This is a genomic window from Acidobacteriota bacterium (genome assembly GCA_009691245.1).
In the GTDB taxonomy this organism is placed as follows: domain Bacteria; phylum Acidobacteriota; class Terriglobia; order 2-12-FULL-54-10; family 2-12-FULL-54-10; genus SHUM01.
In genome coordinates this window covers 1-15,427 of the sequence record SHUM01000072.1, presented here as the reverse complement: position 1 = coordinate 15,427, position 15,427 = coordinate 1, and the positions used below count along the sequence as shown (strand labels likewise).

13 protein-coding genes are annotated in these 15,427 nt (G+C 55.3%); 5 read left to right on the top strand and 8 right to left on the bottom strand.

Going from position 1 to position 15,427, the window contains the following annotated elements; translation table 11 throughout:
• Positions 1–50: 50 nt before the first annotated feature.
• The 5 genes from EXQ56_13590 to EXQ56_13570 form a co-directional block, all read right to left on the bottom strand.
• Entirely contained in the window at positions 51–479 is a 429-nt protein-coding gene (locus EXQ56_13590; protein MSO21461.1) for a hypothetical protein, read from the bottom strand.
• A complete protein-coding gene (locus EXQ56_13585; protein MSO21460.1) occupies positions 413–826 on the bottom strand; it encodes a hypothetical protein in 414 nt (137 codons plus the stop codon). The genes EXQ56_13590 and EXQ56_13585 overlap by 67 nt, the downstream gene beginning before the upstream one ends.
• A gap of 16 nt (positions 827–842) precedes the next feature.
• Positions 843–2,312, bottom strand: a complete 1,470-nt coding sequence (gene hpnJ, locus EXQ56_13580) for a hopanoid biosynthesis associated radical SAM protein HpnJ (GenBank protein ID MSO21459.1) — start codon at positions 2,310–2,312, stop codon at positions 843–845.
• Positions 2,313–2,427: 115 nt separating this feature from the next.
• Entirely contained in the window at positions 2,428–3,471 is a 1,044-nt protein-coding gene (locus tag EXQ56_13575) for a hypothetical protein (GenBank protein MSO21458.1), read from the bottom strand.
• A 9-nt stretch (positions 3,472–3,480) separates the two neighbouring features.
• The gene (locus EXQ56_13570) at positions 3,481–4,044 is read right to left on the bottom strand and encodes a LemA family protein (GenBank protein MSO21457.1); all 564 of its coding nucleotides are present in this window, start codon (positions 4,042–4,044) and stop codon (positions 3,481–3,483) included.
• A gap of 212 nt (positions 4,045–4,256) precedes the next feature.
• Between EXQ56_13570 and EXQ56_13565 the strand changes: the two genes are divergently transcribed.
• Positions 4,257–4,553, top strand: a complete 297-nt coding sequence (locus EXQ56_13565; GenBank protein MSO21456.1) for a hypothetical protein — start codon at positions 4,257–4,259, stop codon at positions 4,551–4,553.
• A gap of 1 nt (position 4,554) precedes the next feature.
• Here the strand turns inward: EXQ56_13565 and EXQ56_13560 are convergent, their stop codons facing one another.
• The 3 genes from EXQ56_13560 to EXQ56_13550 all read right to left on the bottom strand — a co-directional run bounded on the left by EXQ56_13560 (position 4,555) and on the right by EXQ56_13550 (position 8,487).
• Positions 4,555–5,889, bottom strand: a complete 1,335-nt coding sequence (locus tag EXQ56_13560; protein MSO21455.1) for a TolC family protein — start codon at positions 5,887–5,889, stop codon at positions 4,555–4,557.
• Positions 5,890–5,897: 8 nt separating this feature from the next.
• Positions 5,898–7,187: an FtsX-like permease family protein gene (locus EXQ56_13555; GenBank protein ID MSO21454.1), complete on the bottom strand. Its 1,290-nt coding sequence runs from the start codon at positions 7,185–7,187 to the stop codon at positions 5,898–5,900.
• Between the two features lie 73 nt (positions 7,188–7,260).
• Complete coding sequence (locus EXQ56_13550; protein MSO21453.1) at positions 7,261–8,487, bottom strand: efflux RND transporter periplasmic adaptor subunit; 1,227 nt, start codon at positions 8,485–8,487, stop codon at positions 7,261–7,263.
• Positions 8,488–8,812: 325 nt separating this feature from the next.
• Between EXQ56_13550 and EXQ56_13545 the strand changes: the two genes are divergently transcribed.
• The 4 genes from EXQ56_13545 to EXQ56_13530 form a co-directional block, all read left to right on the top strand.
• Positions 8,813–10,246 (top strand): sugar transferase, encoded by a 1,434-nt coding sequence (locus EXQ56_13545; protein MSO21452.1) that lies wholly within the window; start codon positions 8,813–8,815, stop codon positions 10,244–10,246.
• Positions 10,247–11,061: 815 nt separating this feature from the next.
• Positions 11,062–13,746 carry an aconitate hydratase AcnA gene (acnA, locus tag EXQ56_13540; protein ID MSO21451.1) on the top strand — a complete coding sequence of 895 codons (2,685 nt, stop codon included), beginning with the start codon at positions 11,062–11,064 and terminating at the stop codon, positions 13,744–13,746.
• 215 nt (positions 13,747–13,961) lie between these two features.
• The gene (locus EXQ56_13535) at positions 13,962–14,762 is read left to right on the top strand and encodes a hypothetical protein (protein ID MSO21450.1); all 801 of its coding nucleotides are present in this window, start codon (positions 13,962–13,964) and stop codon (positions 14,760–14,762) included.
• 45 nt (positions 14,763–14,807) lie between these two features.
• A partial coding sequence (locus EXQ56_13530) for a hypothetical protein (GenBank protein ID MSO21449.1) occupies positions 14,808–15,427 on the top strand: 620 nt, incomplete at its 3' end.

The following is a 15,427-nucleotide window of genomic DNA, read 5'->3' as shown; positions in this document are numbered from 1 at the left end:
CCCCGCAACTCGGCTGACAAATTAATTTCGCTGGCCGGTTCCCGTCTGCATCACCAGGAGATGATCGCCACTCCCGCGCCAATGCAAAGTGCCCCGGCCCATCGAGTAGCATTGACGGATTCATGGAGAAAGAATCTTGCGGCCGCCAGTTCCACCACAAAGCTTATTGCCGTCGCTGGAACCACCCAGCTAAGCTCGGCTCGTTCCAGCAGCGCCAATAGGCAAAAGAACGCCACAGCCTTCCAGAGGATGCCGAGCCATAGATACCCATTCAGCGCCGCTCTCCCGCCAAATCGCATGAGCGCTGCAAACCGGAAGCTCGCCAGTTCCCCCACGCGCTTCATGGCACGCGCGACACAAACATCGCCCGCCGCGCCAGCCAGCACCACCGCCATAAGCATGAACAGATGCGTCATAGGTTCGCGCTCTCTTCGGTGGTAGCGGTTTGTTTTGATTGACCGCTTCGGGCCACAAGGCATGTCCCAACTACAATGAACGACGTTCCCACCCAACGCAACGGAGAGATGGATTCGTTCAAGAAGTAATGAGCGAGAATTGCGCTAAGGATATAGGCCGGAGCCGTTGCGGGAAGCACAAAGCTGAGGTCTGCCCAGGACAGCACCGCGAGGTAAGACGATAAAAATACGATCAGCAACAGAACGCCAGCGATCATCCACGGATTGGTTACCACATGCGCGGCAGTGTGCCCCAACCAGGAAGCATCAGGCGCGGATGCGGGGCTGATCTCCCGCATGCCCATGGTTAGGAATACGTTCCCGAAAGAGTTGGCCAGGATGGCGACGGTGAGGACCGCGGCAGTCTTCATGCTGGATCGCTATGAATTACTGGGCTTCCGATCCCGCCAGCGGAGGCGCTGCCTCTTTGGCGCGAGCCGTGGCGACGGTCTTTTTGCGCTTTGCGCGCAGTTCCAGATATTGTCGCGCCTCGCCGTAAAGCCGTTTGCGCTCGTCGTTATTGAAAATGGCCTTCCTGACGATGCGCCAGATCACGCTCGGGCGGAAGAAGTACTCGCCATAGAATTGCTCGACGGCTTCCAGCATGTCCGTGTCGCTCAACGTGGGATACTGGATGTTAGGGAGTTGATGGCCCTGTTCGTCCGTCATGCTCCCTTCCGTAATGAAATTATTCTTGATGACGTAATCGTAGAACTCCGTTCCCGGATAGGGGTGGGCGACGGAGACCTGAATCGTCTCGCAGTCCAGGCGCTTGGCGAAATCAATCGTGCGGCGAATCGTCTCCGGGGTCTCCCCGGGCAGGCCGACGATGAAGTCGCCATGAATTACCAGGCCCAGCTTCTTGCAGTTCTTTGTAAACTCTATGGCCTGTTCGACCGTGGCGCCTTTCTTGATGTTCTTCAGAATCTGCGGATCGCCGGACTCGTAGCCCACGATGAGCAGACGGCAACCCGAATCCTTCATGGCCTTCAGCGTTTCGTAATCAGTGGTAACACGGGAGGTGCAGGACCATGTGAAATTCAACGGCTTTAACTTAGCGCAAAGTTCCACCACACGGGATTTACGAATATTGAACGTGTCGTCGTCGAAGAATATTTCCTTCAGATTCGGATAGTAATTTAGAGCTTTGCTGACTTCCGACGCCACGTCATCGCTGCTGCGCGTGCGCCATGGATGTCCGCTCAGAGTTTGTGGCCAGAGGCAAAAGGTGCACAGGGCGGGGCAGCCGCGCTCCGTGTAGAACGAAAGAAATGGGTGCAGCAGGAACGGCACGTTGTAGCGGGTGATATCAAGATCGCGCTTGTAGATGTCCACAGCATGAGGCAAGATATCCAGATTTTGTATTTGCTCGCGGTCCGGGTTATGAACAATCTGGCTGTTGGCGCGATAGCTGATCCCGGCGATCTCGGCAAGCGGTTTTCCAGCGGCGAATTCAGTTACGGAGTGGTCGAACTCCTTGCGGCAGACGAAATCGATTGCCGGTGATGCATTCAGGCTCTCGACCGGCAGTGTCGTAACGTGTGGTCCAACAAAGCTAATCTTGAGACTGGGATTGGTTTCCTTCATCGCCTGAGCCAGGCGAATATCGCTTTGGAATCCGGGCGTGCTGGTGAATAGAACCAGAAAATCGAAATCGCGTGCCATCTGGATAGTTTGTTCGACCGTGATGTCGTGCGGAGGGGCATCGACCAGCTTGCTGTCGGGAATCATGCCTGCCGGATAGGTTAGCCACACCGGGTACCAGAATGAACGAATCTCCCGCGTAGCTGGCCAGCGCGAGGAGGCTCCGCCGTCAAAGTTTTCAAAGGATGGAGGATTCAGAAGCAGTGTTCTCATTGCCCCACCAATCAAACACTCAATGAATTGGAGACAAGCCCATCGTAGCATGGGGAAATGTTATGTGTCAGCCGATTTGTGGCGAGATTGAGCGTTGGCGTAAGGTAACTTCAGACTAGCTGGCTATGCTGGTAGGCCGGATGTGAGATGCGGTCGAGGCGTGGCTGCCGTAGCTCATCTGGGTGAGTTTGCTGATGCGCTTGAACATGGGCGGATGAGTGGCAAACATATCGGCAAAGAAGCCTTCGCGTAAATCCATTTTTCGACCAAGTGGGTCGGCGATACACAGATGTGCGGTGCCGCGATGAATGGATTTGGTGGGGGAGAACTCCATCTCAATTTTTTTGAGCGCGGAGGCAAGAGCGCCGGGGTTTCGTGATAGTTCCGCGCCGCTGGCGTCGGCCAGGTACTCACGTTCACGAGAGATGGCCATGGCCAGCATCTGCGCCAGAAACGGTGCCAGGATCACCGCAAGCAGCCATATTCCGAAAAGCAGCGCGGCACCTCCTCCGCCACCTTTTGATTCCCGTTTGCTGTTGCTTCCACCACCGAAGCGCATGGAGCGGCCAGCCCAGTCGCTCAACAACGCCAGAGCGCCCACCAGTGCCGCAACCGTGGTCATCAATTTTATGTCGAGATTGCGGATGTGACTCATCTCGTGGGCCATCACTGCTTGTAGCTCCTCCCGGTTTAGCTTTTCAATTAACCCGCGAGTGGCGGCCACGGAGGCATGATCGGGATCCTGTCCGGTGGCGAATGCATTGGGATCGGAATCAGGAATGATGTACACCTTGGGCATAGGCAGGCCGGAGGCGATCTTCATTTCCTCTACTACGTTCAGGAGTTGGCGCTCGTTGGGGTCGGTCGTGCTGAAATCGACCAGCTTCGCGCCAGATGCCTTGAGCACTGCCTGATCTCCGAAGCGCATGCCCCACCATGTCTGTCCGCCGGCAATAAAAAGCGCGATGGCGCTTGCCCATGGGAACGAAGCCACTGTCTCGGCATCGCTCGAATTCGTAGAAGCAGCACCTGCCCAAGGAGAAAATCCCAGGTAGAAATAGTCGAATCCTATCCCGATGAAGAGATAGAGAATGATAAATACAGTGACAACGTTCCAGGTATTACGAATGTTGGCGCGCTGTTGTTCGTAGAGGTTCATGGTCGTGCGCTATTTGCGCAAAGTAAGATCCACCTGCGGGACATTGCGCTCGGCTGCCTCGGTTATCTCAAACAGCTCAGCTGGCTGGAAATTAAACATACCTGCGATAACTACTCCGGGGAAGACTTGCTGTGCGGTGTTGAATTTCGTGGCGATGTCGTTGTAGAACTGGCGCGCGAAGCTGATCTTATTTTCCGTCGAGGTTAGCTCTTCCTGCAACGACTTCACGTTCTCGCTCGAACGCAACTGCGGGTACTGCTCAACCACGACCATAAACTTTGAGACAGCATCGCTCAACGCGCTTTCCTTGGCAGCAGAGTCCTTCACACCATGAGCGCCCATGGCGGCGGAGCGAGCTTCAATCACCTTTTGCAGCGTCTCTTGCTCAAACTGCATGATCCCTTTTACGGTATTCACCAGATTGGGAATCAAGTCATGGCGGCGCTTTAATTGCACATCAATCTGTTTCCACCCGTTGGTTACTTGATTGCGCAGCGTTACCAGGCTGTTGTACATCGAAACAATCCAGACGATGCCCACCACCAGAATTCCTAAGATGATCCACACGGTCATGGTATGGTGCCTCCCTCGGAGCGTTGCCGGGCATGCAAGAACGAACCCGGATCGTATTAATCATAGCAATAATTTGTGCAGCCTGATAATGCTCACATAATGCATAGAAAATGAGTGTTGTGTTGGGTACGCATCAGCGAATGCATCAACAAATGCATCAACGGGGCTCTGGCCCGGTTGGGCGGTTGCCTCATCGCTGTCATACTGAAGGCATGAACATGGAGAGCTGGTACGGCAAGCTGGGAATTTGTTTGCTGCCATTGGCGCTGGTGCCAATCTTCTTTTTCCTGACGGCGGACGGATATCTCAGCTTCGGAGGCGGGGAAAAGGACATAATCCTGATTTTTCCGATGATGATTTGGGCGATCTTGTACGCGATCGCATTCACTGGATTGTGGGTCAAGAGAAATCCGGTTTGGCGATGCGCCGCTCTGGCCGTCGCAGTAGCGACAGTTCCGTTGGTCGTTACTGGGGCAGGTCTTTTTATGTGGACAGCATTCAGCTACTGATTTAGAGCAATGTGGCCCGCAGCTCACCCGTTAATTTCAGCAACTCGATTTTGGACCGCTCGGCTTGATACTCTACATCGAATAGATTCACCCAGGCGCGGTTTTCATCGATACGGGCCTGCTCCACCACCAGCCGGTTTACCCGGCCTTCCTCGTATTGAGCAAGAATCGAATCCAGAGTCTTGCGGGCGACCTCCAGCTCCAGTTGTGCCACTTCACGGGCATCCTGTTGTTGACTGATCGTCGCAGTGAGAACGCGCACCTGCTGCGCGATACCCGCGCGAGCAGTGTCGCGGCGATTCTGCGCCGCTCTCAATTCCGCCCCCGCCTTTGACATGCGAGCATTGAAACTTGCCCGATCATAGAGGGGAATGACGATGGAAGCGCCAATGGTGAGGTTGTTGCGCTCGAAGCGCTTAAAATAATCTTCGTAGTTGTTGTGTTTGCTGAATAGGGCGTATTGACCCACCAGATTGACTCGCGGCCATCGTGAGGCTTGTTCACTGCGAACGGCAAATTCCCGTGAACGAACATCGTCGTCCAGTGCCGCCAGCGCCGGACTCCGTGCGAGAGCCAACTCCGAGAACGCAGCGACTTCTGAAACGTGGGCCAGTAAGTTCAAATCCGGCGCAACGGTTTCTATTGAGTCGCTTTGCGGGATGCCTGTCAGATCGCGCAGGCTGAACTCAAGAAGGGCAATTGAGTTCTCCAATGTCTTCACGGAGTTGCGAGCTCGTGCGGCCGCGAGCCTTCCTTTCGCGGCTTCCAGCGGTGTATCCAATCCCGCACCCACTCGTTCATCAATCAACGATGCTGTAGTTTCCGCACCGCGCGCTTGCTCACGAACATGCTCCAGCGAACGCCGGCTACGGTCCAGATCCAGATATACAAGCACCGCTTGCAGCAGTGCCAAGTCGCGTTGGTCAGCGAGGCTATTGTCCGCGGAATCGCGCACGGCGCCTGCTTGACGCTCGATGTTCCGCAGGCTTTGGTCAAAAAGTGCCTGCGCAGCATTCACTTGGAAAATTGATGGCGCAGAACCTTCGATGCTGAGCGGGAATCCTTTGGAGTATGCCAAGCCAGAACCCAGAAGCACTTGCGGGCGAAAAACGGATCGAGCTTGTTTATACTCAGCCGTGGACCTCGCCACGCCGATCTCAGCCATCTGCACTGTGCGATTATTCTTGAGAACAAGCGTCGCCGCCTCCTTCAAAGTAATTCTTCGAGGCGTGGCTGTCTGTCCGTTGGCTGGCGGGGCGCTCCAAATGAGGGCAGTCGCGAATGAGATTAAAATATGGAGTGTAGTACCAATAAAGTCTAATTTATTTATTCGCATGATGACACCTACTCGTAACGGAGGGCTTCCGTGGGATTGAGCTTGGAGGCGCGCTCGGCGGGCAGCAGGCCAAAGACGATGCCCACTAGCGCGGAGACCAAGAAGGCAATGGAGATTGACACCGGTGATATAGGAATTTGCAGCCCTTCCACAAAGGACTGCGCGAGGAGCGGGATGCCTACTCCAACAACAATGCCGATCAGTCCGCCGCCAAGGCTAATCAGCAGCGCTTCGGTGAGAAACTGCCTACGGATAGCCCGTCGGCTGGCCCCTAACGCCATGCGCAGGCCGATCTCGCGGGTGCGCTCGGTAACCGTAACCAGCATGATATTCATGATGCCGATGCCGCTGATGATGAGCGCTATCGCGGAGATTAGCAGTAAGACCAAGGTCATTGCGGTTGCAATGTTTCCCGCTGCGGCGAGAATCTGCGTGAGATTTTCCGCACGGTAAACGGCGCCGCTTCGCTTGCGTCGTTGGATCACCTGCAGCATGGCTTCGGTGGCAGCGGGTACGTAACTGGGTGCGATAGCAGAGGCGTAAATCTGATCCACATACTGTGATCCCGTCAAGATACTCATGGTCGAGATGGGCATCATCAGAGTTTCCCGCGTGATTTCAGACTGCCCGAAGGTCTCCGCGCCTTCTTCAAATATGCCTATGATCGTAAACTCAAGGCCAAGGACTTTCAGCTTTTGGTCTTCTCTCCAACCGTCTGGATAGAGAACCCGTCCCAGTTGCTTTGTAACTAATCCGATTTTGGAATGCAGTCGATCATCCTCGGAATCGAAGAATCGTCCGGAGAGTACTTTCAAGTTGCGAATGATTTTGAAATCCGGATCAGACCCGATAAGAGTTATTTGGCGTGGGCGACTTTCGAGTATTACCGGCGCTCGACCAGAGACCACTGCGGACGCCGCGCTTAGATTGGGAACGTTCTCGCGAACAGCCGCCAGATCAGCCAGAGTCAGTTCATCGGCCTGCGATCTGGTCCCGGAAATGGACGGCCCACCTTCGTGGACCGTGTACATTAAATTGGAGCCGACGCCCTCGATCTGATTCAGAACATAGTCACGGCTGGTTAAGGCGATGGTGGCGACAAGGATCACCGAAGCAGTTCCGATGACCATTCCGAGGCCTGTGAGTGCGGTTCGCGCCATGTTCACGCGTAGCGCATCCAGAGCAAATGCAAAAGATTCGCGTAGATCGCGGGCAAATGCGGAAATTCTCGTTGCTTCGTGAGTCACTTTGCGGGTGGACGCGGTCATCGGGGTCGGGGATGGTGAAAATGTGTCCATAAGCCTACTTGCCGAAGGGATGCATGAAATCGAATAGATCCAGTAACCCGAGTATTGGTCCTTGTTGTATTGGTTAGGGTCCGGTTCGCCGGGCACGCATTCCGTTTCGCAGCACGCGGTCGGCGAGCAGGGCAACCTCTTCGCCTTCGTTAAGGCCGTCGATCACTTCTGCGCGTGTCGTATTCATTAATCCAATTACCACAGATCGCATCTCCACTTGGTCGCCGCGGAGGACATAAACGGATCGATGGTCGCCATCTCCTTCCAGCGCTTCGCGCGGAATTGTGAGAACGGCTTGCTTGCCTTCAGTAATAATTTCAACGGTTAGATTGGTGTTGGGCAACAGCTCTCCGGATGGATTCTCGACTGAGGCGACGACCTCGCCTCCCGTCCGGTCTGCCCGCTTTTCCACGGAAAAGGCGATTTGCTCTACCTTTCCCGTCCAAAGTTTTCCAGGCAAGCCGTCCCATTGGAGTTGCACATCTTGACCCAACGCGACGCGACCGAGATCAGGTTCATCGACGAAGATGCGAACACGCATCTGGCGAGTGTCGCCAACGCGTGCGATCACTTCGTGCGAGCCCGCGTGATCACCGACACGGAACGGCAGAGAATAGACGATGCCTTCCATTGGCGATAACACGGATGCGGCGCGAAGTCTGGAATTAGCGAGATTACGTGCCGCCTCCGCTGCCTCCAGTTGTGCGTCGATATGCTTGAGTGCGTCGGCGTCGCTGCGCAGCCGCCATTTCCCTTCCAGCAACTCTAAGTCATCATTGGCTCTCGTCAATCGCTGACGAGCCTGCTCCAACTCTAATTTTGCGATGGCGCCTTTTTCCGCCAGTCGCTCGTTTTGCTGCACAAGAGATTCCGACTGATCGCGTGATTTCTTTGCCAGATTGATCTGTGTTTGCAGCTCGAGCAACTGAGCCGGGGTGCCACCCCGTTCCCATACGCGCTTTTGTTCCGCCGCCGTCGCAAGCTCCGCGGAGGCTTGGGCCAATTCGGATTGGAGTTCAGGGGCGGAAAGGTCAGCGATAGGTGATCCCGCTCTGACGCGGTCTCCTATATTGACGTGCAGGCGGCGCAGCAGACCCGATATCTCCGTCCGCAGCTCTCGAAAGGCGACCGGCTCGGCCTGTCCGCTGGTAATCACGCCGCTATGGATATCTTGCTTGGAAACTTTGGCCGTGCGTACTTCAATGACAGCACGCTCGCTGGACCGCCGCCATGTCCAGCCAACCAGCACCGCCAATGCAGCGAGGGTCGCCAGCCATATTCGAGAGCTTTTCACTGCCATGAATCTTCCATTGAGCAATAAAATTAGAGCCTAGTCCTTCCCGCAGTATAGCAAATGAAATAGTCTCTATCTCGACTGAGACTACCCACGATGAGACTCCAAGGATACGATGGCGTTACAATAGCTATTGGCGTGCTAGCCCAGTAATCCGAGAGATTCTCTCAACTCTCAGAAATACTTGGACTTACTTGATTGCAGTCGGCATATTTTGGTAAACTCGCAATCTCTATGTGACTGGCTGGTCCGTCTGTAATCGGCTGGGATTGATTGTTGATATTTCGATCCAACGTTTCAGAGAATTGCTCGTGCTGGTGATATAGAAGCTATGTTTACTCGCCGCGCCAATTTGCTGTGGGTCCTGCTGATCCTCTCCGAGTTGATCCTTGTCGCCTTCTCATTTCAGTTGGCATACTTCGCCAGGGCCATTGCTCCGGAATTTCAGGAATTTTATCTTGCCGCAGGGACATTTACTGGACTGCTCCTCTCGGCGGCGGGGCTATGGGCCGCTACCGGAATGGCGCTAGGCCAATATGCTGGTCCGCACAAGTTTGATGCGCTGCGGTCAGCCAGCCAGACTACCAAACAGACTTTTTGGTTTTCCTTGTTCATCGTTAGTACCATCTACGTCATCAAACTTGGCGAAGTAAGCCGCTTGTTTGTTGGATTGTTCCTTATCACCAATTACTTCTTGCAGCTTGGCTATCGCCTTGCGGCGCACCGCATGCGCGAGTTTCTCCAGTCCGGCTTATCGCAGCCACAGAGGTTTTTGATTGTTGGCACCGGTCCGAAAGCGCTGGAAGTGTTGCGCAGCCTGAATAAGAATGCGGAAAAAGGAGATCGTGTAATTGGTCTGGTGCGGGAGGACGACGGCAGTGGCCCCATTGATTTGGTGTGCCGTGAAGAGTTAGGACGAGATTATCCACTGTACGAACTGGGAGATGTCCAGCGCCTTCTGGAAGAGCACATCATTGACGAAATTCTCTTTGCCGTGTCCAAGCAGCAGCTCGAGAGACTGGAAGAGTTATTCCTGCTTTGCGAAGAGCAGGGAGTGCGCACGCGGGTTCTGGTGGACTTCTTTCCGCATTTCCGTTCCGAAATTACGCTGGACCGCCTGGATGACTTACCCTTATTGACGTTTTCCACCACACCGGTTAACGAGTACTTGCTATTTGTGAAGCGAGCCATTGACCTGGGGCTGGCGCTCTTCCTGCTTTCTCTGCTCTCTCCACTTCTGGCTTTGATTACCCTGATGATTCGCCTGACCTCACGAGGGCCAGCGATATTTCGTCAAGTCCGCTGCGGGCTGGCAGGCCGCCGTTTTGTTTTCTACAAATTTCGTTCCATGAATGCGGAGGCGGAGCAGGAACGCCAGTTCCTGGAGCATCTGAACGAGATGGACGGTCCGGTCTTTAAGATCAAGGCTGATCCCCGCGTTACGGCAATGGGTCGGTTCCTGCGCAAGACCAGCCTTGACGAACTCCCTCAGCTTTTTAATATCCTCAAGGGGGATATGTCTTTCGTCGGGCCCAGGCCGCCGTTGCCGGAAGAAGTTCTCCGCTACGAGAAATGGCAGCGCCGTCGGCTGCGCATGAAGCCTGGATTAACTTGTTTGTGGATTCTGGAAGGTCGCAACGATCTGAGCTTCGCCCGCTGGATGAAGCTGGATATGGACTACATCGACCATTGGTCCCTGTCGCTTGATATTAAGATTATTCTGCGCACGATCCCGCGCGTATTAACAGGTAGAGGCGCAAGTTAACTAATGTATTAAAAGCAAGTTGTCAGATAATTCAAATCCAATAAATTCAAATATATTCTGTGTGCCCATAGTGATGTTGTGAGTATTGTAGCTGGCGGGTAGTTGGTAAACCGTGCTGTGACTGCGAGTGTATTCGGGAGTGTAGTCGGCGGGCAGGGTACAAAAAAAAATGAAAGCGAGCGAGCCGCTCCATGGAGTTTCATGCTGGCCTGTGGGCGATCGCCCTTCGCTGCGGTTAGAGATGCCGAGCTAATTGTTGGCCAGATTGGGAGTATCCACCAGCATGTTTCTCAGATGAACACTCGTTTGTTCCAGTTGGAAACGGCCCGCTCACTCGTATACAGTCAGGTGGCGCCATCGCACTCCTGCCTGGTAACCGTGAATTATGGAACGAGTTCGTGAGCAGGCGAGCCGTGCCGCGGAGTTCATACTGGCCTATGGGCAATCGCCCCATCGCTACGGCAAAAGTACCGAGCTAGCTATTGGTCAGATGTGGTGGATCCAGCAAGCTGTTTCTTCGCCAAATACACTTGGATTCCGTTAGGACGCGGCCCGCTCACTCGTGAGTCGTTCGGTGGTTCCATCGTCCTCCCTCCCGCCTCCAACTTACTCCAATTGCCATGCGGAGACGTTATCTACCCTCATTTAGCTCCTTGCGCATGGGGATATCAATACCAAAAGTGCCATCCCCAGTGCCCGACTATTCTCTTTAGTTCAACCATCGCTGGCCTCATTCATACACATTCCTTAGGCCTCATCCTGTGCTACGATGAAATGTTTGGGCCAGTCATTTTTTCCGGGAAGGTAACCTTCACATGAGCAATAGTTTTGGCAGCCGCGGCGCACTACAGGTAGGCGCGAAATCATATGATATTTTTCGTCTCGATGCTCTTGAAAAGCAAGGCATCGGCAAGCCGTCACGATTGCCGTTCTGTCTGAAGGTGCTGCTCGAAAACTTGTTGCGCAATGAGGATGGCCGTTTTTTCAAGAAGGAAGACATCGAGAGCCTCGCGCGGTGGGACCCGAAGGCCACCTCGCAGAAGGAAATATCCTTCATGCCGGCTCGCGTCTTATTGCAAGATTTTACCGGAGTTCCCGCCGTTGCCGATTTGGCGGCGATGCGCGACGCCCTCGCGGCGATGGGTGGTGATGCGAAGAAGATCAACCCATTGCAAGCGGCGGAACTGGTTATCGACCATTCCGTTCAGGTGGATTACTTCGGCACTGCGGACGCTTTCCAGAAAAATGCCGCGCTGGAATTTGAGCGCAACAAGGAACGCTACATGTTCCTGCGCTGGGCGCAGACAGCATTTCGTAATTTCAACGTGGTCCCCCCGGACACTGGCATTGTGCATCAGGTGAACTGCGAATATCTGGCGCGCGTCGTCTTCGAGCACAACCTTCACGGGAAGCTGTCGGCCTATCCGGACACTCTGGTGGGAACGGATTCTCACACCACCATGGTCAATGGATTGGGATGCGTCGGATGGGGCGTTGGCGGCATTGAAGCAGAGGCTGCGATGCTAGGTCAGCCGAGCACCATGCTGATACCGCCAGTTGTTGGTTACAAGCTGACAGGTCGGATGCCGGAAGGCGCGACAGCCACCGATCTGGTGCTAACCATCACAGAACATCTGCGTAAGCATGGCGTGGTAGGCAAGTTCGTGGAGTTCTACGGCCCCGGCCTAGCCTCGCTCGCCGCCGCGGATCGCATGACCATCGCCAACATGTGTCCCGAGTACGGTGCCACCATCGGCATCTTCCCCATTGATGAGGAGACGCTGAAGTACCTGCGCTTCACGGCCCGCAATGAGAGCGCGGTGGCGTTGGTCCGCGCTTATGCTATCGAGCAGGGCATGTTTGGAACAGACCGCCTTGATGAGTCAGTCTATTCAGAAAATCTCGGGCTGGAGCTTGGTAGCATCGAACCTTGTCTGGCCGGTCCACGCCGTCCGCAGGACCGGGTTCCGCTGGGACAGATGAAGTCAAAATTTGATGCCGAGATGCCGAAGCTGCTGGGCAAGCAGCGCACCGACGCCACTCGGCGCAGTGTGCCGGTGTCGCTGAGTGGTAAGAGCGGCCAATTGAGTGATGGTGCCGTGGTGGTTGCCGCCATCACGAGTTGCACCAACACATCCAACCCCTCGGTTCTCCTTGCGGCTGGACTGGTTGCCAAGAAGGCTGTCGAGAAAGGTCTCACCATGTCGCCGTGGGTGAAGACCAGTCTGGCTCCCGGATCAAAGGTGGTAACGGATTACCTCAACAAAGCGGGGCTGATGACCTACCTCGATCAGCTTGGTTTCAATTTGGTCGGATATGGATGCACGACATGCATCGGCAACAGCGGCCCGCTGCCTGACGAAGTCTCCAAGGCGATCAAGGACAACGACCTCATCGCCGCATCCGTGTTGAGCGGCAACCGAAATTTCGAGGGCCGCATCCATCCGCAGGTCCGGGCCAACTATCTGGCATCGCCTCCGTTGGTGGTCGCCTACGCCCTTGCTGGACGCATGGATATTGATCTCTCCACGCAGCCCGTGGGGCGCAACGCGCAGGGTGCGGAGATTTTTCTGCGCGACATCTGGCCCACCACTAAAGAAGTTGCCGACACCGTCGCGGCAGCCCTTGGCAGCGAAATGTTTCGCGCGCAATATGCCAATGTGTTTGATGGGGACGCATCCTGGCAATCTCTTTCTATCCCATCTGGAGACCGATTTATTTGGGAGCAGGATTCTACATACGTCAAGCGACCGCCGTTCTTCGATAATCTGAGCCGCCAGCCAGCCGCAGTGGAAGACCTGAAGGGCGTGCGCGTTCTCGCTGTCCTCGGCGATAGCGTTACCACGGACCACATCTCACCTGCCGGTTCCATCCCTGCTGAAGGCCCCGCCGGGAAATATCTCATCTCCAAAGGAGTTCAGCCGAAGGACTTCAACTCCTACGGCGCGCGCCGCGGCAATCACGAAGTGATGATCCGTGGCACGTTCGCCAACATCCGCCTTAAGAACATGCTCGCGCCGGGAACCGAAGGCGGCGTCACCGTCCACCTGCCGGACGGCGCGCCCATGACTATCTTCGACGCCTCCGAGAAGTACGCACAGGAGAACGTGCCTCTCGCGATTCTGGCGGGCAAGGAATATGGCTCCGGCTCGTCGCGCGACTGGGCGGCGAAAGGCCCGCAGCTTCTTGGCGTGCGACTGGTCATCGCCGAGAGCTACGAGCGTATCCACCGCAGTAATCTGGTGGGCATGGGTGTATTGCCGCTCCAGTTTCAGCCGGGAGAAACGCCCACATCTCTCGGACTCACAGGCCGCGAAGTTTTCGCCGTCGCCGGCATCGCCAAAGCTATGAATGGCGATAAAAGGATTACCGTGAAAGTCACGGATGAAGCCGGCGCAGCGAAGCAGTTCACCGCCATCGTCCGCATCGACACGCCGGAAGAAGGCCAGTATTACCAAAACGGCGGCATTCTTCCGTATGTTCTGCGCCAACTCCTCTAGTCTTAATTATAGAGCTTCAAGCTGGCGGCGGAATCTCGGTTCTCGCTGAGAATTCGCCGCTTTTTTCTCATCACTTACGACTTTTTTCTGACTTATATTTTACCAATGCGCAATGCGCGGAGTGATAGAATCTGAAGAGGCGAGCGCTTGGATCGCGCCGCATCTTTCGTTCAGGCCTTCGGGTACTGGGCTATTCGGGAATAGTAGCAAATCACATGCAACTTTCAGAAGCCTCACCTTCGCGCGTTGGGAAAATCCGAAAAGTCGGCCTAATCTGGGCGATTCTACTTTTTCCGTTTATTGCGCAGTCGCAGAACATTCAGTGGGCGCGTCAGTATGGCACTGGCCGCGCCGAGGCCGGCAATTCCATATCGACGATGGAGGGCAATGTCTATGTGGTTGGTGATACCATCGGCGTACTGCCCGGACAAATCAACACAAACCTGAATGATCGTGATGCCTTCGTGACTCGTTTCGATACCTTGGGAAACCAGACGTGGACACGCCAGTTCGGCGCCACCACCGCGGCCCAAGATGTGGCGACGGGTGCAGCCGCCGACGGTGCTGGTGTTTACGTAGTCGGCTGGACCAGTGGTACGCTGCCGCAACAGTCGCGGCAGGACGGTACGGATGCCTTCATCCGCAAGTACGATGCAAGCGGTGCGGAAGTTTGGACGCGGCAGTTTGGAACGCTATCCGACGACGAGGCGCTCGCCGTCGTGTCGCATACCTCTGGAGTTTACGTTGTGGGCGTCGTCAATTGCTGCGGCTCGAATCTTACCCCAGGCTTCCCGGTTGGGGGAGGAAAGGACGCCTTTATTCGCAAATATGATGGCAATGGAGCTGTGCTATGGACACGCCAGTTCGGCACCGTCGACGGCGAGAGCGCGAATGGTGTCGCGATTGATAATTCTGGCGTTTATGTCACCTGGACCACCGGTGGAGCGTTCGCGGGCCCCAGCGGCTTGGGCGATGGATTCCTGGTCAAGTTCGACCATAGTGGAGCGGTTGTGTAGACCCAGCAATTCGGTTCTCTGACTCAGAATGAGGAGTCCCATGCCGTGGCGGTCGGCCCTGGAGGTGTTTACGTTGGAGGACGGACCACAGGCACTCTGGCGACTCAGACCAAAGTTGGCGGCGTGTGGGATAGCTTCGTCATCAAGTTCAACCTCAGCGGCGTATCCCAGTGGGTGCGGCAATTTGGCGGCACTGGTGATGCGGACGATGTTTATGGGTTGGCCGTTGGCACTGAAATTTTATTGGTTACCGGATCGGCCGACGGACCACTTCCGGGCCAGACGTTTGTCGGCGGCCAGGATGCCTTCATCCGGCTTTACGATTCCAACGGGACTGAGTTGGGCACCCGCCAGTTTGGCAACGGGTTGAATGACTTTGGCACCGGAGTCACTGCCGATTCCAGCGGCTTCTACGTTTCCGGCACCAAGCTGGGCAGCGCTTTGGACCTTACCCCAATTGGCGACAATGACATCTTTGTGCTGAAGGTGATCCCGGCTTCCTTGCACGCTTGCGGCGTTGTCTTCCCGCTGGCCACCGCCACTTCAACCTGCCGCAACACCGTTACGATCTGCTCTGGTTTGTACCTCTGCATCGGCATATTCAAATACCTCCTTCATGAGATTCTCTCTCACTTCGGCTGGTATCGAAATCGCCGGGCAGGTCA

Coding starts and splice junctions, on each gene's coding strand:
- EXQ56_13590 (MSO21461.1), bottom strand. CDS start 479: ATGCCTTGTGGCCCGAAGCGGTCAATCAAAACAAACCGCTACCACCGA.
- EXQ56_13555 (MSO21454.1), bottom strand. CDS start 7,187: ATGGACACATTTTCACCATCCCCGACCCCGATGACCGCGTCCACCCGC.
- EXQ56_13550 (MSO21453.1), bottom strand. CDS start 8,487: ATGGCAGTGAAAAGCTCTCGAATATGGCTGGCGACCCTCGCTGCATTG.
- EXQ56_13575 (MSO21458.1), bottom strand. CDS start 3,471: ATGAACCTCTACGAACAACAGCGCGCCAACATTCGTAATACCTGGAAC.
- EXQ56_13545 (MSO21452.1), top strand. CDS start 8,813: ATGTTTACTCGCCGCGCCAATTTGCTGTGGGTCCTGCTGATCCTCTCC.
- hpnJ (MSO21459.1), bottom strand. CDS start 2,312: ATGAGAACACTGCTTCTGAATCCTCCATCCTTTGAAAACTTTGACGGC.
- acnA (MSO21451.1), top strand. CDS start 11,062: ATGAGCAATAGTTTTGGCAGCCGCGGCGCACTACAGGTAGGCGCGAAA.
- EXQ56_13560 (MSO21455.1), bottom strand. CDS start 5,889: ATGCGAATAAATAAATTAGACTTTATTGGTACTACACTCCATATTTTA.
- EXQ56_13585 (MSO21460.1), bottom strand. CDS start 826: ATGAAGACTGCCGCGGTCCTCACCGTCGCCATCCTGGCCAACTCTTTC.
- EXQ56_13565 (MSO21456.1), top strand. CDS start 4,257: ATGAACATGGAGAGCTGGTACGGCAAGCTGGGAATTTGTTTGCTGCCA.
- EXQ56_13570 (MSO21457.1), bottom strand. CDS start 4,044: ATGACCGTGTGGATCATCTTAGGAATTCTGGTGGTGGGCATCGTCTGG.
- EXQ56_13535 (MSO21450.1), top strand. CDS start 13,962: ATGCAACTTTCAGAAGCCTCACCTTCGCGCGTTGGGAAAATCCGAAAA.